Origin of the sequence: Streptomyces sp. NPDC086519 (assembly GCF_040686075.1) — a bacterium.
In the GTDB taxonomy this organism is placed as follows: domain Bacteria; phylum Actinomycetota; class Actinomycetes; order Streptomycetales; family Streptomycetaceae; genus Streptomyces; species Streptomyces shenzhenensis.
Map to the genome: position 1 here is coordinate 36627 of NZ_JBFBJL010000031.1, position 22304 is coordinate 58930.

Here is a 22304-nt window from a genome sequence, read left to right on the forward strand (position 1 = left end):
AGGCCGCCCGTGCGGCGGCCGGACGCGCACGCGGTACTTCCCTTCCGGCGGCGACGGCGAACACGCCGAGCGCGGCCGTCTTCGTCACCGAACACTCCCGGCACGCCGGCGTCCGCCGACCCCCGATCGCGACCCGACGGGGACGGACCCGCGTACGACCTGAGAGAAGCATGATGGACTTCCGGATTCTCGGTTGCCTGCAAGTATGGGACGGCGACCGGCTGATCGACATCGCCGCCGACAAGCAGCGGGCCGTACTGGCCGTCCTGCTGCTGCGGGCCGGCCAGACCGTGCCCGTGCAGGAGCTGGAGGACCAGGTCTGGGGGGACGCTCCCCCCGCGAAGGCCAGGAACACCCTGCAGGCGTACGTCTACCGGCTGCGCCAGCTCCTGAGGTTCGACTCCGACACCGCGTTGCTCACCGAGCCGGGCGGCTACCGGCTGACGGTACCCGACGGCTCGCTCGACCTGCACCGCTTCCAGGAGCTGACGGACCGCGGGCGCGCGGCGATCAGGGCCGGGCGGGCGGACGAGGGCTCCGCCGCCCTCCAGGCGGCGCTCGGCCTGTGGCGGGGCACCGCCCTCGCCGACGTGTCCGCGACCGCGATCCAGGCCGACGTCCAGCGCCTGGAGGATCTGCGCATGACCGTCGAGGAGGACGCGGTCGAGGCGGCGCTCACGCTGGGGCGGCAGGCGACGATGGTGCCCCGGCTGGAGGCCATGGTGGCCGCCCATCCGTACCGGGAGCGGCTGTGGGCGCTGCTGATGGTGGCGCTCTGCGGCGCCGGCCGCCAGGCCGACGCCCTGGCCGCGTACGGGCGCGCCCGCGCCCGGTTGCGGGCCGACCTGGGGATCGAACCGGGGCCGCAGCTACGGCAGTTGCAGCGGGACATCCTGTCCGGGCGGCCCGTCGGACGGGCGGGGGACGCCGACGGCTTCTGGTTCGTGGGGGCACCGACCGCGCCGTCCCGCGCCGCGTCCACCGGCGGCGAGCGGGTGCGGGTGGCGGCCGAACTGCCCCGCGACACCTCGACGTTCGTGGGCCGCCGGGCCGAACTGGCCGCGGTCTGCGGCTGGTTCTCCGAGGACGGCGCGGGACAGGTCGGCGTGATCAGCGGCCCGGCGGGGGTCGGCAAGACCACGCTCGCCGTGCACGCGGCCCACCGGCTCGCCGCGCGTTTCCCCGACGGCCAGTTCTACGCCAACCTGCACGGGGACGACGACACCGCGCCGAAGCCGGCGAAGATCCTCCGCCGCTGGCTGTCCATGCTGGGCGTCACCGCGCTGCCCCGGTACGGCGAGGAGCTGGCCGCGCTGTTCCGGTCGGCGCTCGCGACCCGGCGCGTCCTCGTCGTCGTGGAGGGCGCCGCCGGCCTCGACCACGTCAGCCCGCTGCTGCCCGGCGCCGGCAGCTCCGCCGCGCTGGTGACCGGCAAACGCGCCCTCACCATGATCGACGGTGCCGCGCATCTGACCCTGGGGGTCCCCGGCGACGAGGAGGCGCTGGAACTGCTGCGCCGGACGGCGGGACCGCAACGGGTCGACGCGGAGCTCATGGCCGCGCGCACCATCGTCCACCAGTGCGAGAACCTGCCGCTCGCGATCCGCATCGTGGCGGCACGCCTGGCCGCCCGGCCGGAACTCCCGCTCAAGGACGTCGCCGACCAGCTCTCCGACAAGCAGCGCTGCCTGGACGAACTGGCCTTCGGCGGGCTGACCCTGCGGGCCCGCATCCGGGCGGGTTACGACCGGCTGCTGCCGGCGGAGGCGAGGCGGATGTTCCGGCTGCTGAGCGACTGGCCGCAGGTCGACTCCGACGGCGTGGCCGCACCGGTGCTCGCCGCGCACACCGGGCTCACGCTGCCCCGCGTGCGCTCCGCCCTCAACACCCTCGCCGACGTGCACCTCGTGCTGGCACGGCCGGACGGACGGTACCGGATGTCCACGCTGGTCCGGCTGGTCGCGGCCGAACTGCCGCCCGAGCCCGGGGACGTACGGCAGTTGTCCGCCGCCGTCGCGGGCGGCCGCGCCGGCGGCGCGTGAGGGCGTCAGTGACGGACCAGCAAGCAGTCAGCGGCGCGCCAGAGCCCGCGGCGAAGGTGGGTGCTGCGGTCCACGGCCGGGCCGCAGGGAGGTGGACCAGCCAGCCATGACCAGCGCCCAGGACCGCCGGAACGGCGCGGACACCGTCCACGGCCTGTTCGAACGCCAGGTCGCCGCGACCCCCGAGGCGGTCGCGGTCGTCCAGGGAACCACCGCGCTCACCTACGCCGAACTCGACGCGGCCGCCCACCGCCTCGCCCTGCGGCTGCGGGAATCCGGCGCGTGCCGGGGCCGTCACGTCGGTGTGCTGCTCGACCGCTCCTGCGAGCTCGTCGTCGCCCTGCTCGCGGTGCTGAAGTCCGGTGCCGCGTACGTCGGGCTGGAGCCCGCGTATCCGACCCGGCGGCTCGGCGTCGTGCTCGACGACGCGGGCGCCGCCCTGGTGGTCACCCGGGCGGAGTTCACCGGCCGGCTGCCGGCCGACGCCTGCCCGGTGGTGCTGGTCGACGAACCGGCCGGCCCGGGCCCTGGGAGCGGCGGGCTCCCGCCCACGGCCGCGCGCCCCGGCGACCTGGCGTACATCATGTACACCTCCGGGTCGACCGGACGGCCCAAGGGCGTCATGGTCGAGCACCGCAGCGTGAGCGCGTTCCTCGCCGGGATCGGCAGCCGGGTCGGCTTCGGCCCGGGGACCCGGACGCTGCAGTTCGCCGGGATCACGTTCGACGCGACCGTCGGCGAGATCTTCGGGCCGCTCTGCGAGGGGGGCACGGTGGTGCTGCCGCCGCCGGACGCCGACCTGATCGGCCCGGGGCTGGCCCGCCTGCTCGAACAGGAGCGGATCACCACGGCGTTCCTGCCGCCGTCGGTGCTGGCGGTGCTGCCGGACGCGGAACTGCCTGACCTGCGCACCCTGGTGGTCGGCGGTGAGGTGGTCCCGGCGGAGGTCGTCGAGCGCTGGGAGCGCCGCCGGCACTTCCATGTCGCCTACGGGCCGACCGAGTCGACCCTGATCATCATCACGAGTGACCGGCGGCAGCCGGACCGGCCGCCGCCCATCGGCCACCCGCTCCCGGGTGCGGAGGCGTACGTCCTCGACGCCGACCTCTGGCCCGTCGCGCCCGGGACGGTGGGCGAACTCCACCTGGGCGGCCCGACCCTGAGCCGCGGCTACCTGGGCCGGCCGGCGCTGACGGCCGAGCTCTTCGGCCCGCATCCCTTCGCCGAGCGGCCCGGCGCCCGGCTGTACCGCACGGGCGACCTGGCGCGGGTGCTGCCCGACGGCCAGCTGGAGTTCGTCGGCCGGACCGACGACCAGGTCAAGATCCGCGGGGTCCGGATCGAACCGGCCGAGGTGGAGCGGACGATCTCGGCCCTCGCCGGCGTGCGGCAGTGCGCGGTGGTCTCCCGCGGGGAGGGCGCCGACGCCCGGCTGGTCGCGTTCGTCGTCGGTACCGGCCTCTCGGCCGCCCGGCTGCGCCGTGAGGCCGCCGCCGTGCTGCCGCCGACCATGGTTCCCTCGCTGTTCGTGCCGCTCGCGGCGCTGCCCATGCAGACGCACGGCGGCAAGGTCGACCGTGCGGTGCTGCGTTCGCTGGAACTGACCTCGCGGCCGGACGGCGTTGCCTTCGAGGAGCCGTCCGACGACCTCGAACGGGCCCTGGCCGCCGTCTGGGAGGACGTGCTCGGCGTACGCCCCGTGGGCCGGGGCGACCACTTCACCCGGCTGGGCGGCAGCTCACTGCAGGCCGCCCGCGTGCTCACGAGGATCGCGGCCGACCTCGGGGCCCGACCGACCCTGCGCGATTTCCACGCGTCCGGGTCCCTGGCCGACCTGGCGGCCCGGGTCCGCGAGCTGACGCGTGCCGACCGCGCCGGGGCAGCGTCGGCTCTGCCCGAGGTCACGTCGGCGGGCGGGCCGCCCGTACCGGCGCCGGGGCAGCGTCGGCTCTGGTTCCTGTCCCACCTGAATCCGGCCGCGGGCCCCGCCTACCATGTGCCGTCCGCGCTGCGCCTGCGCGGCCCCCTGGATCCTGCCGCCCTCGGCCGGGCGCTCACCGCGCTCGTCGGCCGCCACGACGCGCTGCGGACGGCTTTCCGGCTCGTCGACGGCGAGCTGACGGTGTCCGGGTCCGCCGGGGACCACGCCGACGACGCCGTACTGACCGTGGTCGACGCGGCCGGACGCGCGGTCGAGGAGGTCGTCGCGGAGGCCGCCGCCGAGGCCGTGCGCCCCTTCGACCTCGCCCGCGCCCCGCTCATGCGGGCCACCCTCTACGAACTCGCGCCCGACGACCACCTGTTCGTGGTCGTCATGCACCATCTGGTCACCGACGGCTGGTCGCAGAACGTCTTCGACCGCGACCTGGCCCTGCTGTACGCGCGGGAGACGGGGGCGGGCCCGGACCTGCCGGCGCCCGCGCCACGCTACGCCGACTTCGCCGCCCGGCACGCCGAGCTCGCCCGGACCGGCGCCCTGAAGCCCGGCCTGGCCTACTGGCGCGCGCAGTTGAGCGGCGTACCCACCGCTGTCGAGCTGCCCGCCGACCGGCCCCGGCCGCCGGTGCAGACCCACACGGGCGGCCGGGTCGCCACGACGCTGACGGCGGACCGGGCGGCCGCGGTCGCGGAGCTGGCCGCCGCCGAGAACTCCACCCCGTTCGCCGTGTACCTGGCGGCGTTCGGCGCGCTGCTGCGCGCCGTCGGCGGCGGGGACGACCTGGTGGTGGCGGCGCCGATGGCCGGGCGGCCGACGCCGGAGGCCGAGGACGTGATCGGTTTCTTCACCAACACCGTGCTGCTGCGGCTGCGGACGGACGCCCGGCGGAGCTTCCGCTCGCTCGTCGGGGAGAGCCGGGACCGCACGCTGGACGCCCATGAGCACCAGTACGTGCCGCTGGAGGCCGTGGTGGCGCAGGTCGCCCCGGACCGCGACCTGTCCCGGCAGCCGATCGCGCAGGTGGCGTTCGCCTACCAGGGGCCGCTCAGGCCGCAGGCGGCGCTGCCCGGGCTCGACGTCGAGCCGGTCGCCCTGGACAACGGCACCGCGAAGTTCGACCTCACCCTCGAACTCGACGAGCTGCCGCACGGCGTGCGGGTCACCGCCGAGTTCAGCGCCGACCTGTTCGACCCCGCCACGGCCCGACGGCTCCTGGACTGGTACACACGCCTTCTGGACTCCGCCGTGACCACCCCCGACGCCCCGCTGGACGCCCTGCGGTTCACCGCCGAGGACGAACGCGCCGTACTCCCGCCCGCACGACCGGCCGCCCCCGGCGACTGCCTGCACGAACTGTTCTCCGCCCAGGCCGCCCGCACCCCGGACCGGGTGGCCGTCAGCGACGGCCGCACCCGCCTCACCTACCGGGAGCTGGACCTGGCGTCCAACCGGCTGGCGCACCGGCTGAGCGCACACGGCGCGCGGCCGGAGACCCTGGTCGGCGTCTGCCTGGACCGCGGAGCCGACGTCGCCGTCGCGATCCTGGCCGTGCTCAAGGCGGGCGCGGGCTACGTGCCGCTGGACCCCCGCTACCCACCGGCCCGCCTCGCCCTGACCCTGGAGGACTCCGGCTGCCGCTCGGTCGTGGCCGGCCCGGACTTCGCGGACCTGCTCCCGGGCGCCGACCTCGTCGACGTCGCCGACGCCTACGACACGGCGCTCCCCGACACCGCGCCCGACAGCGGCGTAGGCCCGGCGAACACCGCGTACGTCATCTACACCTCCGGCTCGACCGGGCGCCCGAAGGGCGTGATGGTGACGCATGCCAACGCGTCCCGGCTGTTCGCCGTCACCGCCGGGGAGTTCGGGTTCGGACCCGACGACACCTGGTCGCTGTTCCACTCCTTCGCCTTCGACTTCTCCGTGTGGGAGCTGTGGGGGGCGCTGCTGCACGGCGGCCGGGTCGTGGTCGTCCCCTACGCCGTGAGCCGGGACCCCGAGGCGTTCTGGGAGCTGGTGCGGAGCGAGCGCGTCACCGTCCTCAGCCAGACACCGTCGGCGTTCCGCCAGCTCGCCGCGGTCGCCGCCGACCGCGGCCACCCGGCGACGGACCTGCGCCTGGTCGTCTTCGGCGGGGAGGCCCTCGAACCCGCGATGCTGCGCGACTGGCTGGCGGGGTACGGCGACCGGTCCCCCCGGCTCGTCAACATGTACGGGATCACCGAGACCACCGTCCACGTGACCCTGCGGCCCCTGACCGCCGCCGACGCGGCTGGGACGGGCAGCCCGATCGGCCGCCCGCTCGCCGACCTCGGACTGGCCCTGCTCGACGCCGGCCTGGATCCCGTCCCGGTCGGCGTGCAGGGCGAGCTGTACGTGCTGGGCGCGGGCGTTTCCCGCGGCTATCTGGGACGGCCGGCGCTCACCGCCGAACGGTTCCTGCCCGACCCGTTCACCGGCGCCAGGATGTACCGGACCGGGGACCTCGCGATCCTGCGCCCGGACGGCGAGCTGGTGTTCTGCGGCCGCGCCGACCAGCAGGTGCAACTGCGCGGCTTCCGGATCGAACCGGGTGAGATCGAGGCGACGCTGCTGGCCGAGCCGGAGGTCCGTTCGGCGGCCGTGGTGGTGCGGGCCGACGGCGACGACGCCGAACGGCTGGTCGGCTACGTGGTGCCGGCGCCGGGTGCGGATCCGGACGTCGCCGAGCTGCGCCGGCGTCTCGCCCAGCGGCTGCCCGGCCACATGGTGCCCGCGGCGCTGGTCGTGCTGGACCGGCTGCCGCTCACCGTGAACGGCAAACTCGACCGTGCCGCGCTCCCCGACCCCCGGACACGGCGGCCCGCGGCCGCGCGGCCCGACGCGTCCACCACCGGACCGGCCACCACCGGACCGGCCGCCACCGGACCGGCCGCCACCGGACCGGCCGCCACCGGACCGGCCGCCGCCGGACTGGCCGCCGCCGGACTGGCCGCCATCTGGGCGGACGTGCTCGGCGTCGAACAGGTCGGCGAGGACGACGACTTCTTCGTGCTCGGCGGCGATTCCATGCACGCCGTCCGGGTCGTGGCGGCGGCCCGCGCCGCCGGGCTGGCGATCACCGTCGCGGACCTCTTCACCCATCCGACGGTCGGCCGGCTGCTGGCGGTCCTCGGCACGGACGCGGAAGACCGCCCGCAGCCCCCGGGAGCCGGCACCGGCGAGGAGCCGGAGTCAGGCTTCGCGGCGGCCACGGCCGACGGCACCACGCCCGACGGCCTGGCGGACGCCCACCCCGCCTCGGTGCTGCAGACCGGGATCATCTACGAGTACGAGATCGGCGACGACCCGACCCTCTACCACGACCTGAGCACCCTGCGCCTGTCCGGGCCGCTCGACCCCGCGGCGCTGGGCGACGCGCTGGCCGCCGTCTCGGCCCGGCACGACCTGCTGCGTGCCTCGTTCGACGTGCTGCACGAGGACGGGCCCCTCCTGCGGGTGCACAAGCACGCTCCGCTGCCGCTCACGGTGGTCCGGGCCCCGGTGACGCCGGCGGGCGGCCACGCGGCGGCGGTGCGGGAGTGGTGGCTGCCCCAGTGGCACGAGTGGTTCGACCTCGCCCGGCCGCCGCTCGCCCGGTGCCACGCGCTGGACCACGGCGACGGCTCCTGGACGCTGGCGCTGTCGGTGCACCACGCGGTGCTGGACGGCTGGAGCCTCGCGGTCCTCCTCACCGACCTCGTGCAGGCCTACGACCTCCGGCTGTCCGGAGCCCCGGCCGGGCCCGGCGAGCCGTCGCGGACGGGGGCCTACCGTGAGTTCGTGGCGCTCGAACGGCGGACGGTGGCCGATCCCGGCGCCCGCGAGTACTTCACGACGATGCTGAAGGGGCACCGCCCCGCGCCGGTCGCGGCCCGGGAGCGCACCGAACCGGCCCTCCCGGGCGTCCCGGCGGCTCCCGACGTCGATGTCCGGCGGGTGCTCGACCCCGCGGTGCGGCACCGCGCGCGAGCGGCGGCCGCGCGGCTGGCCGTACCGGCCAAGAGCGTCTTCCTCGCCGCGCACCTGCGGGCCCTGGCCGCCCTCGGCGGCTCGGCCGACGTCGTCACCGGGCTGGCCGTCAACGGCCGGGCGGAGGTGGACGGCGCGGACCGGGTGATCGGCATGTTCGTCAACAGCGTGCCGCTGCGCGTGGACACCGGCGGCGGGGCGGGATGGCGCGACGTGGTCGCCTCGGCCTGGGCCGCGGAGCGCGGGCTCGCCCCGTACCGCAGGTTCCCGCTGGCCACGTTGCGCGGTGCGCTCGGCTCGATGCCGTTCGACGTCCTGTTCAACTACGCCGACTTCCGCACCTACGACTCCCTCGCCGGCCTCCGGCACGTGCGGCCGCTGGAGTTCTGGTACTCCGACCGCAACGACTTCCCGATGACCGTCACGGTCGCGCGCCGGCCGCTCTCGCGGGAGTGGGAGCTGATGGTCCGGGCCCGGCCCGACCTCGCCGCCGCCGGACTCGCGGACCGGATGGCCGACCTCGTGCTCGCGTCCCTGCATGACGCGGTCACCGACCTCGAAGGGCGGACGGTGCGATGAGCAAGGACCTCGGCGAGCTGCTCGACGGACTCACCCCGCAGCAGCGCAGGCTGCTTCAGACCAGGCTGGCCCAGCGGTCCGCCGCCGCCGTGCCGTCCCCCGCCGGGACCGGCCGGCCGGCGTCCCACGAGGAGGCGCTGCCACTGTCGCCGGCGCAGGAGCGGCTGTGGCTGGCCGATCAGCTCTCGCCCGGCCGGGCGGTGCCGGTGACGTTCGCGGTCCGACTGACCGGGCCGCTCGACCGGGACCTCCTGCACGCGGCGATCGCAGACGTCGTCACCCGCCAGTCGGCGCTGCGCACGGTGTTCCGGAAGACTCCGGACGGGCCTCGCCAGGTCGTTCTCGACGCCTTCGTGCCGCCCCTGCCGGTGATCGTCGCGGAGCCGGTCACGACGGCACCGGCCGGGCCGTACCCCCCGGCGGTCGCGCGGCTGATCGCCGAGCGGGCCCGGCCGCCGTTCGACCTGACCGCCGCCCCGCCGGTGGCCATGACGCTGTTCGCGCTGGGACACCACGACCACCTGCTGCTGGTCAGCGTCCACCACATCGTCATCGACGGCTGGTCCACCGAGGTCTTCGTCGCCGACCTGGTCGCCTGCTACGCGCGCCGCACCGGCGAGGACGCCGAACTGCCCGCGCTGCGCCTGCGGTTCGCCGACCATGCCGCGGCCCAGCGGGAGGCGGCCGACGACGGCCGGCTCGCGTCGCAGCTCTCCCACTGGCGGGAGCGGCTGGCCGGCGCCCCCGCCCTGTCGACCGTTCCCGCGGACCGCCCCCGCCCGCCCGCGCCGAGCGGCCGGGGCGCCCACACGGAGTTCGTCCTCCCCCCCGAGGTGACCGACCGTCTGACGACGGTGGCCCGGCAGGCCGGCGTCACCCTCAACAACGTCGTCACCGCGGCCTTCGCGGTGCTGGTCCAGCAGGCCACCGGCCAGGACGACGTACTGTTCGGCACGCCGGTCGCGCGCCGGCAGCGGACGGAGCTCGAACCGCTCATCGGCAGCATCGCCGACACCCTGGTGATCCGGGTCGACCTGTCCGGCGGTCCGACGGGCGAGGAACTCCTGCGCCGGGTCCAGCGGTCGGCCGCCACCGCCGCGGCGCACCAGGACGTGCCCTTCTCCCGGCTCGTGCAGGAACTCGCGCCCGCCCGGCGGCCCGCGTACAATCCGCTGTTCCAAATCATGCTCAGCGCAAGCGAGTTGGGCGTGGCCGAGCCCCGGACAGCGGGCGATGTCACGTTCACACCGGAGCGGGTAGAGACGGGTGCCACCGACTTTGACATGTTTTTAACAGTGCGCCGCGGGGCCGCGGGCCTGACGGGCGTTCTCGGGTACAGCACCGACCTCTACCTGGCCGAGACCGCCCGGCACGTCGCCGACGGCCTGGCCGCCGTGCTGACCGGGTTCGCCGAGGCACCCGGCCGGCCGGTCGCCGAGCTGGTGCCGCCGCGCCGCCGTACGGTCCAGGTGGCCGCCTCGTTCACGGCCGAGCCGATGGGCGAGGCGATGCGGTTCTGGTCGGGCTTCTCGCGGGTGCCGTTCCAGGCGGAGTTCGCGCCCTACGGCCAGGTCCTCCAGCAGCTCCTGGCCGGTGACGGGAGCGACGGGCAGGTCGTGCTGCTGCGCTGGGAGGACTGGTCCCGCCACCGGTCCGGCGAGCTCACCGCCGGCTCGCTCGCCGACGTCGTCGACGACCTGCTCGCGGCCGTCACCGCCTTCCGGGCCCGGACGGGCACGCCGCTGCTGGTGATGGTCTGCCCGTCGCGCGAGGGGGCCGTCTTCGGCGCGGCCGACGAGCGGCTCGCGCGGGGACTGGCCGGGGTGCCGGGTGTCGAGGTGACATGGCCCGCGGAGTTCGCCGCCGGGCTGGGCGTCACGGAGGTCGCCGACGCCACCGCCGACGCGCTCGGGCACGTCCCGTACACCGAGGAGTACTTCGCCGCGCTCGGCACCCTCGCGGTGCGGCGCCTGCTCGCCGCGTGGCGGGCCGAACCGCCGGGCCCGGAACGCGCGGAGTACGCCGAGACCCGTCTCGCCACCGCGGCGCAGATCACGAGGGCGGTGCGCGAGAACCTCACGGAGCCCACCGCGGACGGCGAACCGCAGGAGTACGTGCCGCCGCGGACGGAGACGGAGAAGCGGCTGGCGGCGCTCTGGGCCGAGCAGCTCGGTTCCGACGAGGTCGGCGCGCAGAGCAGCTTCTTCACACTGGGCGGGCACTCGCTGCTGGCCACCAGGATCCTGTCCCTGGTGCAGCAGGAGTTCGGGGTGCCCGTGTCGTTCCACGAGTTCTACGCCGACCCCGTGATCACGGCGCTCGCCCGCACGATCGACCTGGGGCTGGCCGCCCGGGAGGAGGGCACACCGGAGACCGGCGGCCGGCCGGCGGTCGTTCCGGTGCCCAGGGACCAGCCCGTCGAGCCGACCGTGACCCAGCGCCGGCTGTGGGCCCTCGCGCAGCTCGGCGCCGGATCCGCCGCGGTCACCTTCGCCGCCACCCTGACCGGGCCGCTGGACGAGGCGGCGCTGCGCGCGGCGGTGGACGACGTCGTGCGGCGGCACGAGTCCCTGCGCACGACCTTCGGCGTGGCCGAGGGCCGCCCGGTCCTGACCGTCCACGACCGGCTGGACTGCTGGTGGTCCGGAGCCCTGACCGGCGACACCGACGACACCGACGACGTCCACGGCCGGCCGGACGAGCCGGCCACGGCGATCCACGCGTACGAGACGCAGCCGTACGACCTCGAGCGGGGACCGCTGCTGCGGGTGCGGCTGCTGCGGGACGGGCCCGAGCGGCACCACCTGCTGATCGGCGTGCACCACATCGCCTGTGACGACGCGTCATGGCACATCCTCCTCAAGGACCTGGCGGCCTGCTACCGGGCCCGGACGGGCCTGGGCGAGCCGCTGCCGCCGCTGCCCGTCCAGATGGCGGACTACGCGGTGTGGGAACGCGACCGGCTGGCCTCCGCGGCTGCCGAGGCCGACACGGCCTACTGGACCGACCGCCTCCAGGACGCGCCGCCACGGCTGGAACTGGCCCGCGCCCGCCACGACGCGCCATCGTCGTCGTCGGCTGCGTCGGCCTCGGCTTCGGCTTCGGCTTCGGCTTCGGCTTCGGCGGGGAACGCCGGTGCCCTGGCCCGGCAGCTCCGCGGTGATCTAGGTGCGCGGGCCGAGGAACTCGCCCGGATGTGCGGCGTCAGTACGTTCGTGGTGCTGCTCACCGCGTACGCGCTGGTGCTGGGCGAGGAGAGCGGCCGGGGAGACGTCGTGCTCGGCGTGCCGTCCGGGGGCCGGGACCACCCGGAACTGCGGGACCTCGTCGGCCGCTTCGCCCACCTGATGCCGCTCCGTCTGGATCTGTCGGGGGCCCCGACCTCGCGGGCGCTGCTGCGCCGCGTGCACGAGACGGTGCTGGGCGCCGGGCGGCACCGGGAGACGCCGTTCGGCCGCATCGTCGAGGCGGTCCGGCCGCCACGCGACGCCTCGTACCACCCGGTCTTCCAGCATGCGCTCAACGTGGTGGACGAACCGTCGACCGGTCTCGACCTGCCGGGTATATCGGTGCGGACGCTGGACGTGCCGAAACGGAACACGGCGTACGAGTTGTTCCTCCACCTGCACTGGCGGGACGGCGTCCTGGGCGCGGACGTGGAGTACGACGCCACCAGGCTGGACGCGGACGTGGTGGACGACCTGCTCTCGCGTTTCGAGTCGGTCCTCATGGAGATGAGCGGCGCGCCCGGCAGCGCCGTCCCCGGGCCGACGCTGCCGGAACCCGTCCGGGCCGGGTCGCGCGCCGTACCGAGGCTGGCCGTGGCCACGACCTGCCCGGCCGAACCGGTCCGCCGTGAGACCGAACCGCTGCTGGCCCGCTTCGAGGTCGCGCCGGCCCTCTCCGTCACCTCCCAGGTGTTCGGCGCCCTGCTCGACCCGGCCGGAGTGTTCGCGGCCGGGTCCGACGGGATCAACGTGGTTGTGCTGCGCTGGACCGATCTGATCGGGTCACCGGTGCCCGGACGGCTGGGCGCGCTGGTCCGCCGCCTGGACGACGCGGTGACCGACGTCGTGGCGGCGGTCAGGGCGTACCGGGCCGCATCGAGCCGGCCGCTGGTGGTGCTGACCCGGTCCGCGGAAGGTCTCCTGGACCCCGCGCTGGAGGCGCGCCTGGACGCCCGGCTGCACGTCGAGCTCGCCGCGCTCCCGGGGACGGAGGTGCTGACCGGCCCGCTTCCGGCGCCGGCCGGCGAGACGGCCGTGCGCCGGCTGCACCAGGCTTTCCGGGTCCCTGCGGTGAAGTGGGTGGTCACCCCGGCGGCGGGCTGGTCCGAGGCCGACGTGCTGCGGCTCGCCGCGCTCCAGCAGGCCTACGGCCGCCGTCTCGTCGTCTGTGTGCCGCCCGGCACCGAGCCGCCCGCCCGGCTCCGGGACGCCGAAGGTGTCCGGCTGGCCGACGGCGACGTGACCGCGGCACCGGCCGTGCTCACCGGGGTGGCAGGCACCGATCCGGCCGAGTGCGCGGTGCTGCTTCCCGACGGGGACGATCCCTGGGCCGCCGTACGGGCGCGGTGGGAGCTGGACGCGCCGCCGGTGACGTCCGGCTGGTCGCCGGCGGTGCCGCTGACCCTGACCGAGCCGGCGTCCGCGGAGCCCCGCGACGACCGGGAACGGACGCTGGCGCGGGTCTGGGCCGACGTGCTGGGGCTGGACGTGTCCCGGATCGGGGTCCACGACAACTTCTTCGCCCTCGGCGGCGACTCGATGCTCGCCGTCCAGGCCGCCTTCCGCGCGAGCCGGGCCGGTGTCCCGATCACCGCCGGCCGGTTCTGCGCCCGTCCCACCATCGCCGAACAGGCCGCGGGCGCGACCAGCGCCGCAGAGCCGTCGCGACAGCTGACCGAAGACCAACTCCTAGAAGGAAGGAACTGATTCACCTGTGAGGCGCGCTTCGGGTTTCGCCGGGTTCACCGTGATGTGGGCCGGTCAGATACTGTCGCAGGTCGGTACCCGGATGACGAATTTCGCCATCGGCATCCACGTCTACCAGACGACGCACTCGTCCCTCGACGTCACCCTGCTCACGTTCGTCGCCTTCGGCGCGACCGTCATCTTCTCCCCCGTCGCGGGGGCCCTGATCGACCGGTGGAGCCGCCGCACCACCATCATCGCCTCGGACGTGGGTTCGGGGGCCGTGACCTTACTGCTGCTGTGCGTGTACCTGGTCGGGGACGCGCAGCTCTGGCAGCTGTACGTGGTGAACTTCCTGACCGGCGCGTTCCTCGCGTTCCAGGCCCCGGCGTACGGTGCCGCCATCACCGTGATGATCGAGAAGGGCGGTTACACCCGGGCCAACGCGATGATGACCATGCTGAGGGCGGCGCCGTACGTGGCCGCCCCCGCCATCGCCGCTCCCCTGCTGTCGGCGATCGGGATCGACTCGGTCCTGGCCGTGGACGCCGCCTCGTACCTGCTGGCGATCGCCGCGGTGTTCGCCGTCAAGCTGCCGCCCAACCCGGTACGCGAGCACGTCTCCAAGGGGATCTCCGGCTTCCGGCAGGACATCGGCACGGCGTTCCGCTACATCGCGCACCGCAGGCCCCTGGTCGGGCTGCTGTCCATCATGCTCTCGATCAGCTTCCTGTCCGCGTTGGGCTGGGTGCTGTTCACGCCGCTGATCCTCGCCCGCACGGACGGGTCGGCCAACGCGGTGGGCATCGTCCAGGCCGTCGGGGCGATCGGCGGCACGGGGGCGGGCGTCGTGCTCGCCATGCTCAGGCCCACCGACAAGAAGATCTTCCGTATGCTGGTCGCGATCCTCGTCCTGGGTGTTCCGGGGCGGATCTTCTTCGCCTTCGACGGCGTCTGGATCTGGTCGGTCGCCCTGTTCCTCGGCTGGGGCGCCCTCCCCTTCATCGACGGCTACAACCAGAGCATCTGGCAGGAGAAGACCCCGCCCGAGCTCCAGGGGCGGCTGTTCGCGGCCGTGCAGATGGCGGAGAACATCGCGAGCCCGATCGCCTATCTCGCCGCCGGCCTCCTCGCCGACCACGTCCTGGAGCCCGCCATGCGGCCGCACGGCTGGCTCGCGCCGGTCTTCGGGCCGATCACCGGCACCGGGCCGGGCACCGGGATCGCCGTCCTGTACGTCCTGTCCGGCCTGGGTGCGGTCGTCGTCGCCGTCGTCGGCTTTCTCACGCCCTCCATCCGGCACGCGGAGGCCCTGCTGCCGGACGGGGGCGACGACGTGGCCGAACCCTCCCCGGCGACTCCCGGCACCCGCCTCGCCACCTGAGCGGCCCGAGCGACTCGCGCGGGCCGCGCGGCCCGCGCGACTTGAGCGATGTGAGCGACCTCAGCGCCCCTTGGAAGGAGCCCACCATGACCGACACCGCCGCCACCACCGCCACGGCCGCCACGGCCGCCCCCGCCTACCGGGTGGTCGTGAACGACGAGGAGCAGTACTCCGTCTGGCCGGACCACAGGGAGAACCCGCCCGGCTGGCACGACGCCGGGAAGACGGCGAGCAAGGAGGAGTGCCTCGCCTACATCGAGGAGGTGTGGACGGACATGCGCCCGCGGTCCGTCCGCGAGGCCGCGTCCGGGGCGGCCTCCGGCGCCGCGTCCGAGGCCACGCCGCTGGTCCGGCTCATCGCCGAGATCCTGGAGACCGACCCGGCCGAGATCGACGACGAGACCGGGCCGGGCCGGTCGGCCGACTGGACGAGCCTCAGGCACATCCAGCTCGTCACGGCGCTGGAGCACACCTTCGGCATCTCGCTGTCGCAGGCCGAGATCCGCGGCATGACCTCCGTCGCGGCCATCCGGGAGACGCTGCGTGCCAAGAACGCCGTCGTCTGACCGAAGCGTCCCGCTCGCCCGCCGCAGACACCGGGAGAGGACCGGCAAGTGACCCACCACACGGCGACGACGACCGTCGCGACGGTGCCGGAAGGCACCGACAGCATCACCCCACCGGCCGACGCCGACCTGGCGGCGATGCTGCTGATCCGTCATTTCGAACTCGCCCTGCTCGACCTCTTCGCACGGGGCGAGCTGCACGGCACGACACATACCTGCCTGGGCCAGGAACACGTGCCGGTCGCGCTGGCGCCGTTGCTGGGCGAGCGTGACTACGTCTTCAGCAACCACCGCGGCCACGGCCACTACATCGCCAGATTCGGCGACCCGAGCGGCCTGCTGGCGGAGATCATGGGGCGGGAGGGTGCCGTCTGCAACGGCGTCGGCGGCAGCCAGCACGTCTTCCGCGACCGCTACCTGTCCACCGGCGTGCAGGGGGAGAGCCTGCCGGTCGCCGCCGGTGCCGCTCTGCACCTCAAGCGGCAGGAGCCGGGCGCCCTCGCGCTCGCCTACACGGGCGACGGCACCTGGGGAGAGGGCGCGGTGTACGAGGCGCTCAACATGGCGGCGCTGTGGCGGCTGCCGCTCCTGGTCGTCGTCGAGAACAACGGCATCGCCCAGTCGACGGCCACCGGCACCCACATGGCGGGCACCGTCCAGGCCCGCGCCGCCGCCTTCGGCATCGCCCACCTGCGCGTGGAGAGCACAGATCCGGCCGGGATCCGGGCGGTGGCGGGGCCGCTCGTCGAGCGGGTCCGGGACGGCGCTCCGCTGGTCCTGGAGTTCGTCACCCAGCGGCTCGGGCCGCACAGCAAGGGCGACGACACCCGGACCGACGCCGAGCTGCGCCGGGTGCGCGAGGCCGACTGGCACACGCGGTACCGCACGGCGCTCGGCGAACGGTTCGCGGCGGCCGACGCGGTCGCGGCGGACCGGGTCGCCCGGCTGGTGGCGGAGGTGGCCGCGCGGCCGCTGTCGGTCTGGAGCGCGGCATGACCGGGCGGCCGGTACGGGTGGTGGAGAACCTCAATCTCGCGCTGCACGAGCGGATGCGGGCCGACGCCCGGCTGTACGTGCTCGGCGAGGACGTCGCCGACCCCTACGGAGGGGCGTTCAAGGTCACCCGCGGGCTGTCGCAGGCCCATCCGGACCGGGTGATCACGACGCCGATCAGTGAGAACGGCATCGTCGGGGTCGCCGCCGGGCTCGCCCTGGCCGGGGACGCGGCGATCGTCGAGATCATGTTCGGCGACTTCGCCGGTCTCGCGTTCGACCAGGTGCTCAACTTCGCCAGCAAGTCCGTGTCCATGTACGGGCGGCGGCACCCCATGCGCCTGGTCGTGCGCTGCCCGTCCGGCGGCAACCGCGGCTACGGGCCGACGCACAGCCAGACCCTGCTGAAGCACTTCGTCGGGATACCCGGGCTGTCGCTGTTCGAGCTGTCGCCGTTCCACGACAACCGGGCGGTGCTGGCCCGCATGCTCGATCTGGGCGAACCCTGCGTGTTCGTCGAGGACAAGGTGCTCTACACCCGCCGGACGGCCGCGGGCGGCCGGGTGGACGACCTGTTCGACTACGGCTTCCTCGGCGCGGACGGCATCGCCCCGGCGCAGGTGTACGCCGATGCCGACGGCGAGGTCGACTGCCTCCTCGTCGCGCCCGGCGGCGTGGCGGAGCGCGCCGTGGCCGCCATGCGTGACCTGCTGCTGCGCCACGAGATCAGCTGCCGGCTCGTGGTGCCCTCCCGGCTGTACCCGGTGGAGACCGGGCCGCTGGTCGAGGCGGCGCGGCGCGCGTCGTACGTGTGCGTCGTCGAGGAGAGCACCGCGGGCGGGACCTGGGGCGCGGAGGTCGCGCACGTCCTGCACGAGCAGCTGTGGGGGCGGCTGCGCCGGCCCGTCCGGCTCGTCCACTCGGCCGACAGCGTCATCCCGACCGCCGTCCACCTGGAACGCGCGGTCCTGGTCCAGGCCGACACGATCCGCGACGCCGTGCTCGCGGACCTGCAGGGCGAAAGGAGCCCGGTGTGACCGCCGTCGAGGTGCCGAAGCTCAACAACAACGACACCGCCTATGTGCTCGTCGAGTGGCTCGCGGAGGACGGGCAGCAGCTGGAGGAGGGGGATCCGGTCGTCGTCATCGAGACCTCGAAGGCGGCCGAGGAACTGTGCTGTGAGCACGGTGGCGTGCTGCAGCGGCTGGTCGCCGCCCCCGCCGACTGCGCCCAGGGCGATGTCATCGCCCGCCTCTTCGCCTCCGAGGCGGACCGTCAGGAGTTCCTGGCGGAGCGGCCCGCGGACCCCGCGCCCGCCCCCGTGGACGACGGCGCCGCCGGTCTGCCCACGCTCACCGAACCCGCGCGGCTGCTGGCCGAACGGCACGGGATCGAGCCGGCCGCCCTGGCCCGGCTGGGTCTGCGGGTCGTGCGCGAGGCCGACGTACGCCGGCTGCTGAGCGAGGCGCCGCAGGACAGCGAGGCGCGGGCGCACACCCCGAACCGGGCGCAGCGCGCGGTGGCCGCGGCGGTCGCGCAGTCCCACCGGGAGATCCCGGCCGCCTTCACCGCGGTCGTCGTCACCGTCGACTCCGCCCTGGCCACCGCCAGGGAGCTGTCGGAGCGGACGGGGGCGCTCATCGGCCTCCCCGAGCTGCTCGTGGCCGTGCTCGGCCGCCTGCACCACCGGTTCCCGCTCTGCTACGGCACGCCCACCGACCAGGGCACGCTGCTGCTGCCCGAGGAGGCGCGGGTCGGGGTCACCGTCGACGTCGGGCGGGGCCTGTTCGCGCCGGTGGTGAAGAGCGCGGGCGAGCTGACGCTGGGCGAGATCGCCGGGCTGCTGATGGACTACCGCATCAAGGCGATGCGGGAAGCCTTCCAGACGGACGATCTCAACGGCGCCAACATCCTGCTCTCCCTGAACCACGACGAGGACGTGCTCTTCGCCCAGCCCATCGTCTTCCCGGGCCAGACCTGCGCGGTGTCGCTGGCCGGCACCCGCCGCGAGGCCGTGTTCACCGACGACGGCGCCGTCGTCGCGCGGTCGGTGGCCGTGGTGGGGCTCGCCTACGACCACCGGTTCGTCAACGGCAGTACCGCGGTCGAGTTCCTCAAAGCGATCAAGAAGGCGCTCGAATCGCCCATCGGGCTCGACGTCCCCGGCCCGTCCGCCGCCGACGCGGGGACGTCCGGTCCGAAGACGTCCGGTCCGAAGACGTCCGGTCCGAAGACGTCCGGTCCGAAGACGTCCGGTCCGAAGACGTCCGGTGCACAGACGTCGGGTGCACAGACGTCCGGCGCGAACGCGGCCGCGGTGTCCCGGCCTTCCCTGGCCGGTGTGCGCGGTGAGGAGGCGGGGGCCGATGCCGGCGACCGCTGAGCGGGACGACCTGGCCGCCGCGGCCGCCGCCGTACGGACCCGCCGCCGGGGTCTGACGGCCGCCCCGGCTGCCCTGCGCATAGGAGTGCTGGCGTCCTACACCGCCGACCCGGTCGAGCCGTACCTGCACACGGCGCTCGCGGACGCCGGTCTGGTCCCGGAGATCGTCTTCGGGCCGTTCAACCAGATCCTGCCCGAGTGCCTGGACGACCACGGGCGCATGGCCCGGCTCGCCCCGGACGCGCTCGTCGTCGCCCCCCGCTGGGAGGAGATGCCGGACGGCGACGAGGAGGGTGAGCTGCTGCGGGTCGCGGACGCGGCCCTTCAGGCCGCCGAACGCAGGGAGACCTGCCTGGTGTTCGTGCTCCCCGCGCTTCCCCAGGACCGGGCCGGGGTGGCCGACGCCGGGCGCCCCGACGGGGTCGCGGCGGCCGCCACAGCGGCCAGGCAGCGGCTGCGGGACCGGCTCGCGGTCCGCCCTCACGTGCTGGTCGCCGACGCGGAGGAAGCCGTGCGCGACGTCGGTGCGCTGCGCGCCCACCATCCGGGCCTGTACGCGTTCGCCCGCATCCCCTACACCGAGGAGGTGTTCTGGCGGCTCGGGCTGCAGGTCGCCCGGCTCCTGCGGGCCCACTTCGGCGGTGTGCCGCGTGCCGCGGCCCTGGGCGGCGACCTTCTCACCCCCGGGTACGCGGAGGTCCTGAGCGAGCCGCTGGCCCGGCTGGGCGAGGCCGGCGTACGTCTCGCGGTCGCCGGCCCGTACGACGGGGAGGCGTTCCTGACGGCGCTGACCGGCGCATGGGCCCCGCTGGCACCGTACCTGGCACCGCACCTGGGCGACGCGTGGCCGGCGGGCACGGGCGCCGAGCCCCTGCGCGCGGTGGCGGACGGCCTCGGCCCGAGCCTGCTGCTGACCGCGGACCCGGAACTGGCCGCGGCGGCCGGCTCGGTCGGGGGACTTCAGCCGGTGCTCCTCGGTCCGGCTCCCGAGGCCTGGCCGGCCGAGCTGCGGGAGGCGGGCGTCTTCGACCGGCCTCTGCGCGGGCGGCCGCGACCGGACGGCACGGACGTTCCGGTGTCCTCGGCGGAATCCGCCCGGACGCTGTCGCTGGAGGAGTTCGTGGCCGGCCTGGATGTCTCGGTCGCGTTCGACGAGCCGGCCGGCGCCCTCTCCCCCAAGGTGGCCGATCTGCTGGCGCGGTCCAAGGACTTCGTGCTGGGCCCGGTGCCGGACGGGTTCAGCCCGGCCGACTTCGCCGCCGGGGACGAGCAGGTCCTGCTCACGGCGGAGGTGCACGACCGGTTCGGCGACTACGGCCTGGGCGCGGTGGCCGCGCTGGCGCTGTCCCCGGACATCTGCCGGGTCGAGGTGTTCTCGGTCTCGTGCCCCGTGATGGGCCGCGGGGTCGAGCCGCTCGTCCTACAGCGGATCGTGGACATCGCGGGACGCCACGGCTGCGGCACGGTCGAGCTGGTGCTGACCCCGACCGGGCGCAACGGTGTCGCGCTCGACTTCGCGGCCGGGGCCGAGGAGCGCGCGTGGGACGGTGGCGGCCGGAGCGTGGCCGTGCGGGCGGTGCGGCAGCCGTGGTGAGCCGCAGACCGCTCACCCCGTTGTTGTGGCGGTTCGGCGACGCGGGCGGCCCGGCGGGCGTGACATTCGTGCTCGCCCCGTTCGCCGGGGGCAGCGCCTACTCGCTCGCCGAGCTGCCGCCGAGGCTGGTGCGGCCGGGCGACACCGCGCTGGTGATCCAGTACCCGGGACGCGGTCCGCGCAGCACCGAGCCGCACGCCACCAGCCTGTCCGAGGTGGCGGAGGAGGCCGCCCGGGACATCGTCCGGCACGGCACCGGCACGCTGGTGCTGGCCGGTCACAGCATGGGCGGGTTGCTCTGCTACGAGATCGCCGCACTGCTGACGGCGATGGGCCGGCCACCCGCGGGGGTGGTCGTCTCGGCCGCTCCGCCGCCGGACCGGGTCCGTCTCGACACCGCGCGTGTGCTGTCGATGGGGCGCGGTGACTGGCTCGCCGAGCTCGCCGAGGGCGCGGCCGCGACGGGCGCGCCGGTCGACTCGGACGACCTCGCCGACCTGGTGATCCCGGTCCTGCGGGCCGACTATCTGATGCTCGCCCGCTACCGGCCGGAACACGGCCCGCTCCGGGTCCCGCTGCTCGCCCTCGGCGGGACGGGCGATCCATGGGTCACCGAAGACCACCTGGAGGCCTGGCGGACCTGGACCGTGGGCGGCTTCGAGCGCCGGACATGGCCCGGCGGCCACTTCTACTACCGCGAACGGCTCGACGACCTCTGCACGGCCGTCCGGTCCATGCCGCACCGAGCCACGGCGGACGAGATCTCCCCGCCCGCGACGACCGGCCCCGATCCGGCCGTGTGATCTCCCGGGCCGGGCACGCGCGCGTCGGGACATCCTGGGCAGGATGTACGACACCTGATGCGGGACGGCCGGGTGCGCGGTGTCGCGGGCGGGTACGCGGGCGCCGGCACGGGACACTTGAGTGGGACGGCCGGCGAACGGGGCGGGGAGGCGAGCGTGGTGATCGCCGTCAATCCGACGGACAGCGGCTCGCTGCTCGCCGCCTTCGGGGCGCTGGGCGTACTGGCGGTGATCTTCGCCGAGTCGGGGCTGCTGGTGGTGGGTTTCTTCCTGCCGGGTGACACGCTGCTCTTCCCCGCCGGTGTGCTGTGCGCGTCGACGGCTGACCGGCCGCCCCGGCTGGAGCTGTGGCAGGTGCTGGTGTGCGCGGCCGTGGGTGCGGTGGCGGGCGGGCAGGTCGGCTATCTGATCGGCCGGCACGGCGGGCGGCCGCTGCTGGCCCGTGCCTCCCGGGCGCGGGTGCGGGAGGGTGCCGTCCGGGCGGAGCGGCTGCTGGCCCGCTACGGATACGGCAAGGCGCTGGTGATCGGCCGTTTCGTGCCGATGCTCCGGTCGGTGCTGCATCCGGCGGCCGGGGCGCTCGGGGTGCCGGTGCGGCCGTTCACCGTCTGGCAGACCGTCGGCGGTGTCCTGTGGTCGCAGAGCTTCGTCCTCGCCGGATACGCCCTGGGTTCCTCGGTCTCCCACATCGACCGCTATCTGCTGCCGCTGGTCGGCGTGATCGTCGTCCTGTCCCTGCTGCCGCTGCTGGTGGAGGCCCGCCGGTCACACCGCGGCCGCTGACTCCGCTCCCCGGCGGGGACAGCGGAGCGGAGGCCGAGCAGCGTCCCGTGCGGTGGGGGCCGCCGGCCCGTGCGGTGGGGGCCGCCGGTCCGGAACCCAGCGCGATGACGCCGCCCCGCACATGCACCGGCGTGTCCGCCGGGACGCGGGCGCTGGACGGCAGGTGCTCCACGATCTGCCGCAGCCGGGGCGCGTCATCGACCGCCGGGACGACGTCCAGGCCCCCTGGCCCCGGCCGTCGCGCACAGCGCGGGCGGACCCCCCGGCGGTGCCGCGTCTGCCCCCCCGTGGCCGCGCTGCGGCCCAGGGCCACGGGAAGCCCGTGCCGGGAAGCT

10 protein-coding genes and 2 pseudogenes are annotated in these 22304 nt (G+C 74.9%); all 12 read left to right on the plus strand.

Features of this window, described 5'->3' with window-relative positions; all coding sequences use genetic code 11:
* Positions 1-170: 170 nt before the first annotated feature.
* The 12 genes and pseudogenes from AB0P24_RS27380 to AB0P24_RS27435 all read left to right on the plus strand — a co-directional run bounded on the left by AB0P24_RS27380 (position 171) and on the right by AB0P24_RS27435 (position 21969).
* Entirely contained in the window at positions 171-2042 is a 1872-nt protein-coding gene (locus AB0P24_RS27380; protein WP_365798441.1) for a BTAD domain-containing putative transcriptional regulator, read from the plus strand.
* Positions 2043-2148: 106 nt separating this feature from the next.
* Positions 2149-8550: an amino acid adenylation domain-containing protein gene (locus AB0P24_RS27385; RefSeq protein WP_365798443.1), complete on the plus strand. Its 6402-nt coding sequence runs from the start codon at positions 2149-2151 to the stop codon at positions 8548-8550.
* Entirely contained in the window at positions 8547-13484 is a 4938-nt protein-coding gene (locus tag AB0P24_RS27390; protein WP_365798445.1) for a condensation domain-containing protein, read from the plus strand. The genes AB0P24_RS27385 and AB0P24_RS27390 overlap by 4 nt, the downstream gene beginning before the upstream one ends.
* A 43-nt stretch (positions 13485-13527) precedes the next feature.
* Positions 13528-14847 carry an MFS transporter gene (locus AB0P24_RS27395; protein WP_365798552.1) on the plus strand — a complete coding sequence of 440 codons (1320 nt, stop codon included), beginning with the start codon at positions 13528-13530 and terminating at the stop codon, positions 14845-14847.
* Between the two features lie 86 nt (positions 14848-14933).
* Positions 14934-15167, plus strand: a pseudogene (locus AB0P24_RS27400) (MbtH family protein); the annotation flags it as partial.
* A 36-nt stretch (positions 15168-15203) separates the two neighbouring features.
* Positions 15204-15413: pseudogene (locus AB0P24_RS27405) on the plus strand (acyl carrier protein); the annotation flags it as partial.
* A 48-nt stretch (positions 15414-15461) separates the two neighbouring features.
* Complete coding sequence (locus tag AB0P24_RS27410; protein WP_365798447.1) at positions 15462-16409, plus strand: thiamine pyrophosphate-dependent dehydrogenase E1 component subunit alpha; 948 nt, start codon at positions 15462-15464, stop codon at positions 16407-16409.
* The gene (locus tag AB0P24_RS27415; RefSeq protein ID WP_365798449.1) at positions 16406-17443 is read left to right on the plus strand and encodes a transketolase C-terminal domain-containing protein; all 1038 of its coding nucleotides are present in this window, start codon (positions 16406-16408) and stop codon (positions 17441-17443) included. The genes AB0P24_RS27410 and AB0P24_RS27415 overlap by 4 nt, the downstream gene beginning before the upstream one ends.
* Positions 17440-18789, plus strand: coding sequence for a 2-oxo acid dehydrogenase subunit E2 (locus AB0P24_RS27420; RefSeq protein ID WP_365798451.1), 1350 nt, complete (start codon positions 17440-17442; stop codon positions 18787-18789). Before AB0P24_RS27415 ends, AB0P24_RS27420 begins: the two co-directional genes overlap by 4 nt.
* Positions 18773-20383, plus strand: a complete 1611-nt coding sequence (locus AB0P24_RS27425) for a hypothetical protein (RefSeq protein WP_365798453.1) — start codon at positions 18773-18775, stop codon at positions 20381-20383. Before AB0P24_RS27420 ends, AB0P24_RS27425 begins: the two co-directional genes overlap by 17 nt.
* Positions 20377-21186, plus strand: coding sequence for an alpha/beta fold hydrolase (locus AB0P24_RS27430; protein ID WP_365798455.1), 810 nt, complete (start codon positions 20377-20379; stop codon positions 21184-21186). The genes AB0P24_RS27425 and AB0P24_RS27430 overlap by 7 nt, the downstream gene beginning before the upstream one ends.
* Before the next feature lie 159 nt (positions 21187-21345).
* A complete protein-coding gene (locus AB0P24_RS27435; protein ID WP_365798554.1) occupies positions 21346-21969 on the plus strand; it encodes a DedA family protein in 624 nt (207 codons plus the stop codon).
* The last annotated feature ends 335 nt before the right edge of the window (positions 21970-22304 follow it).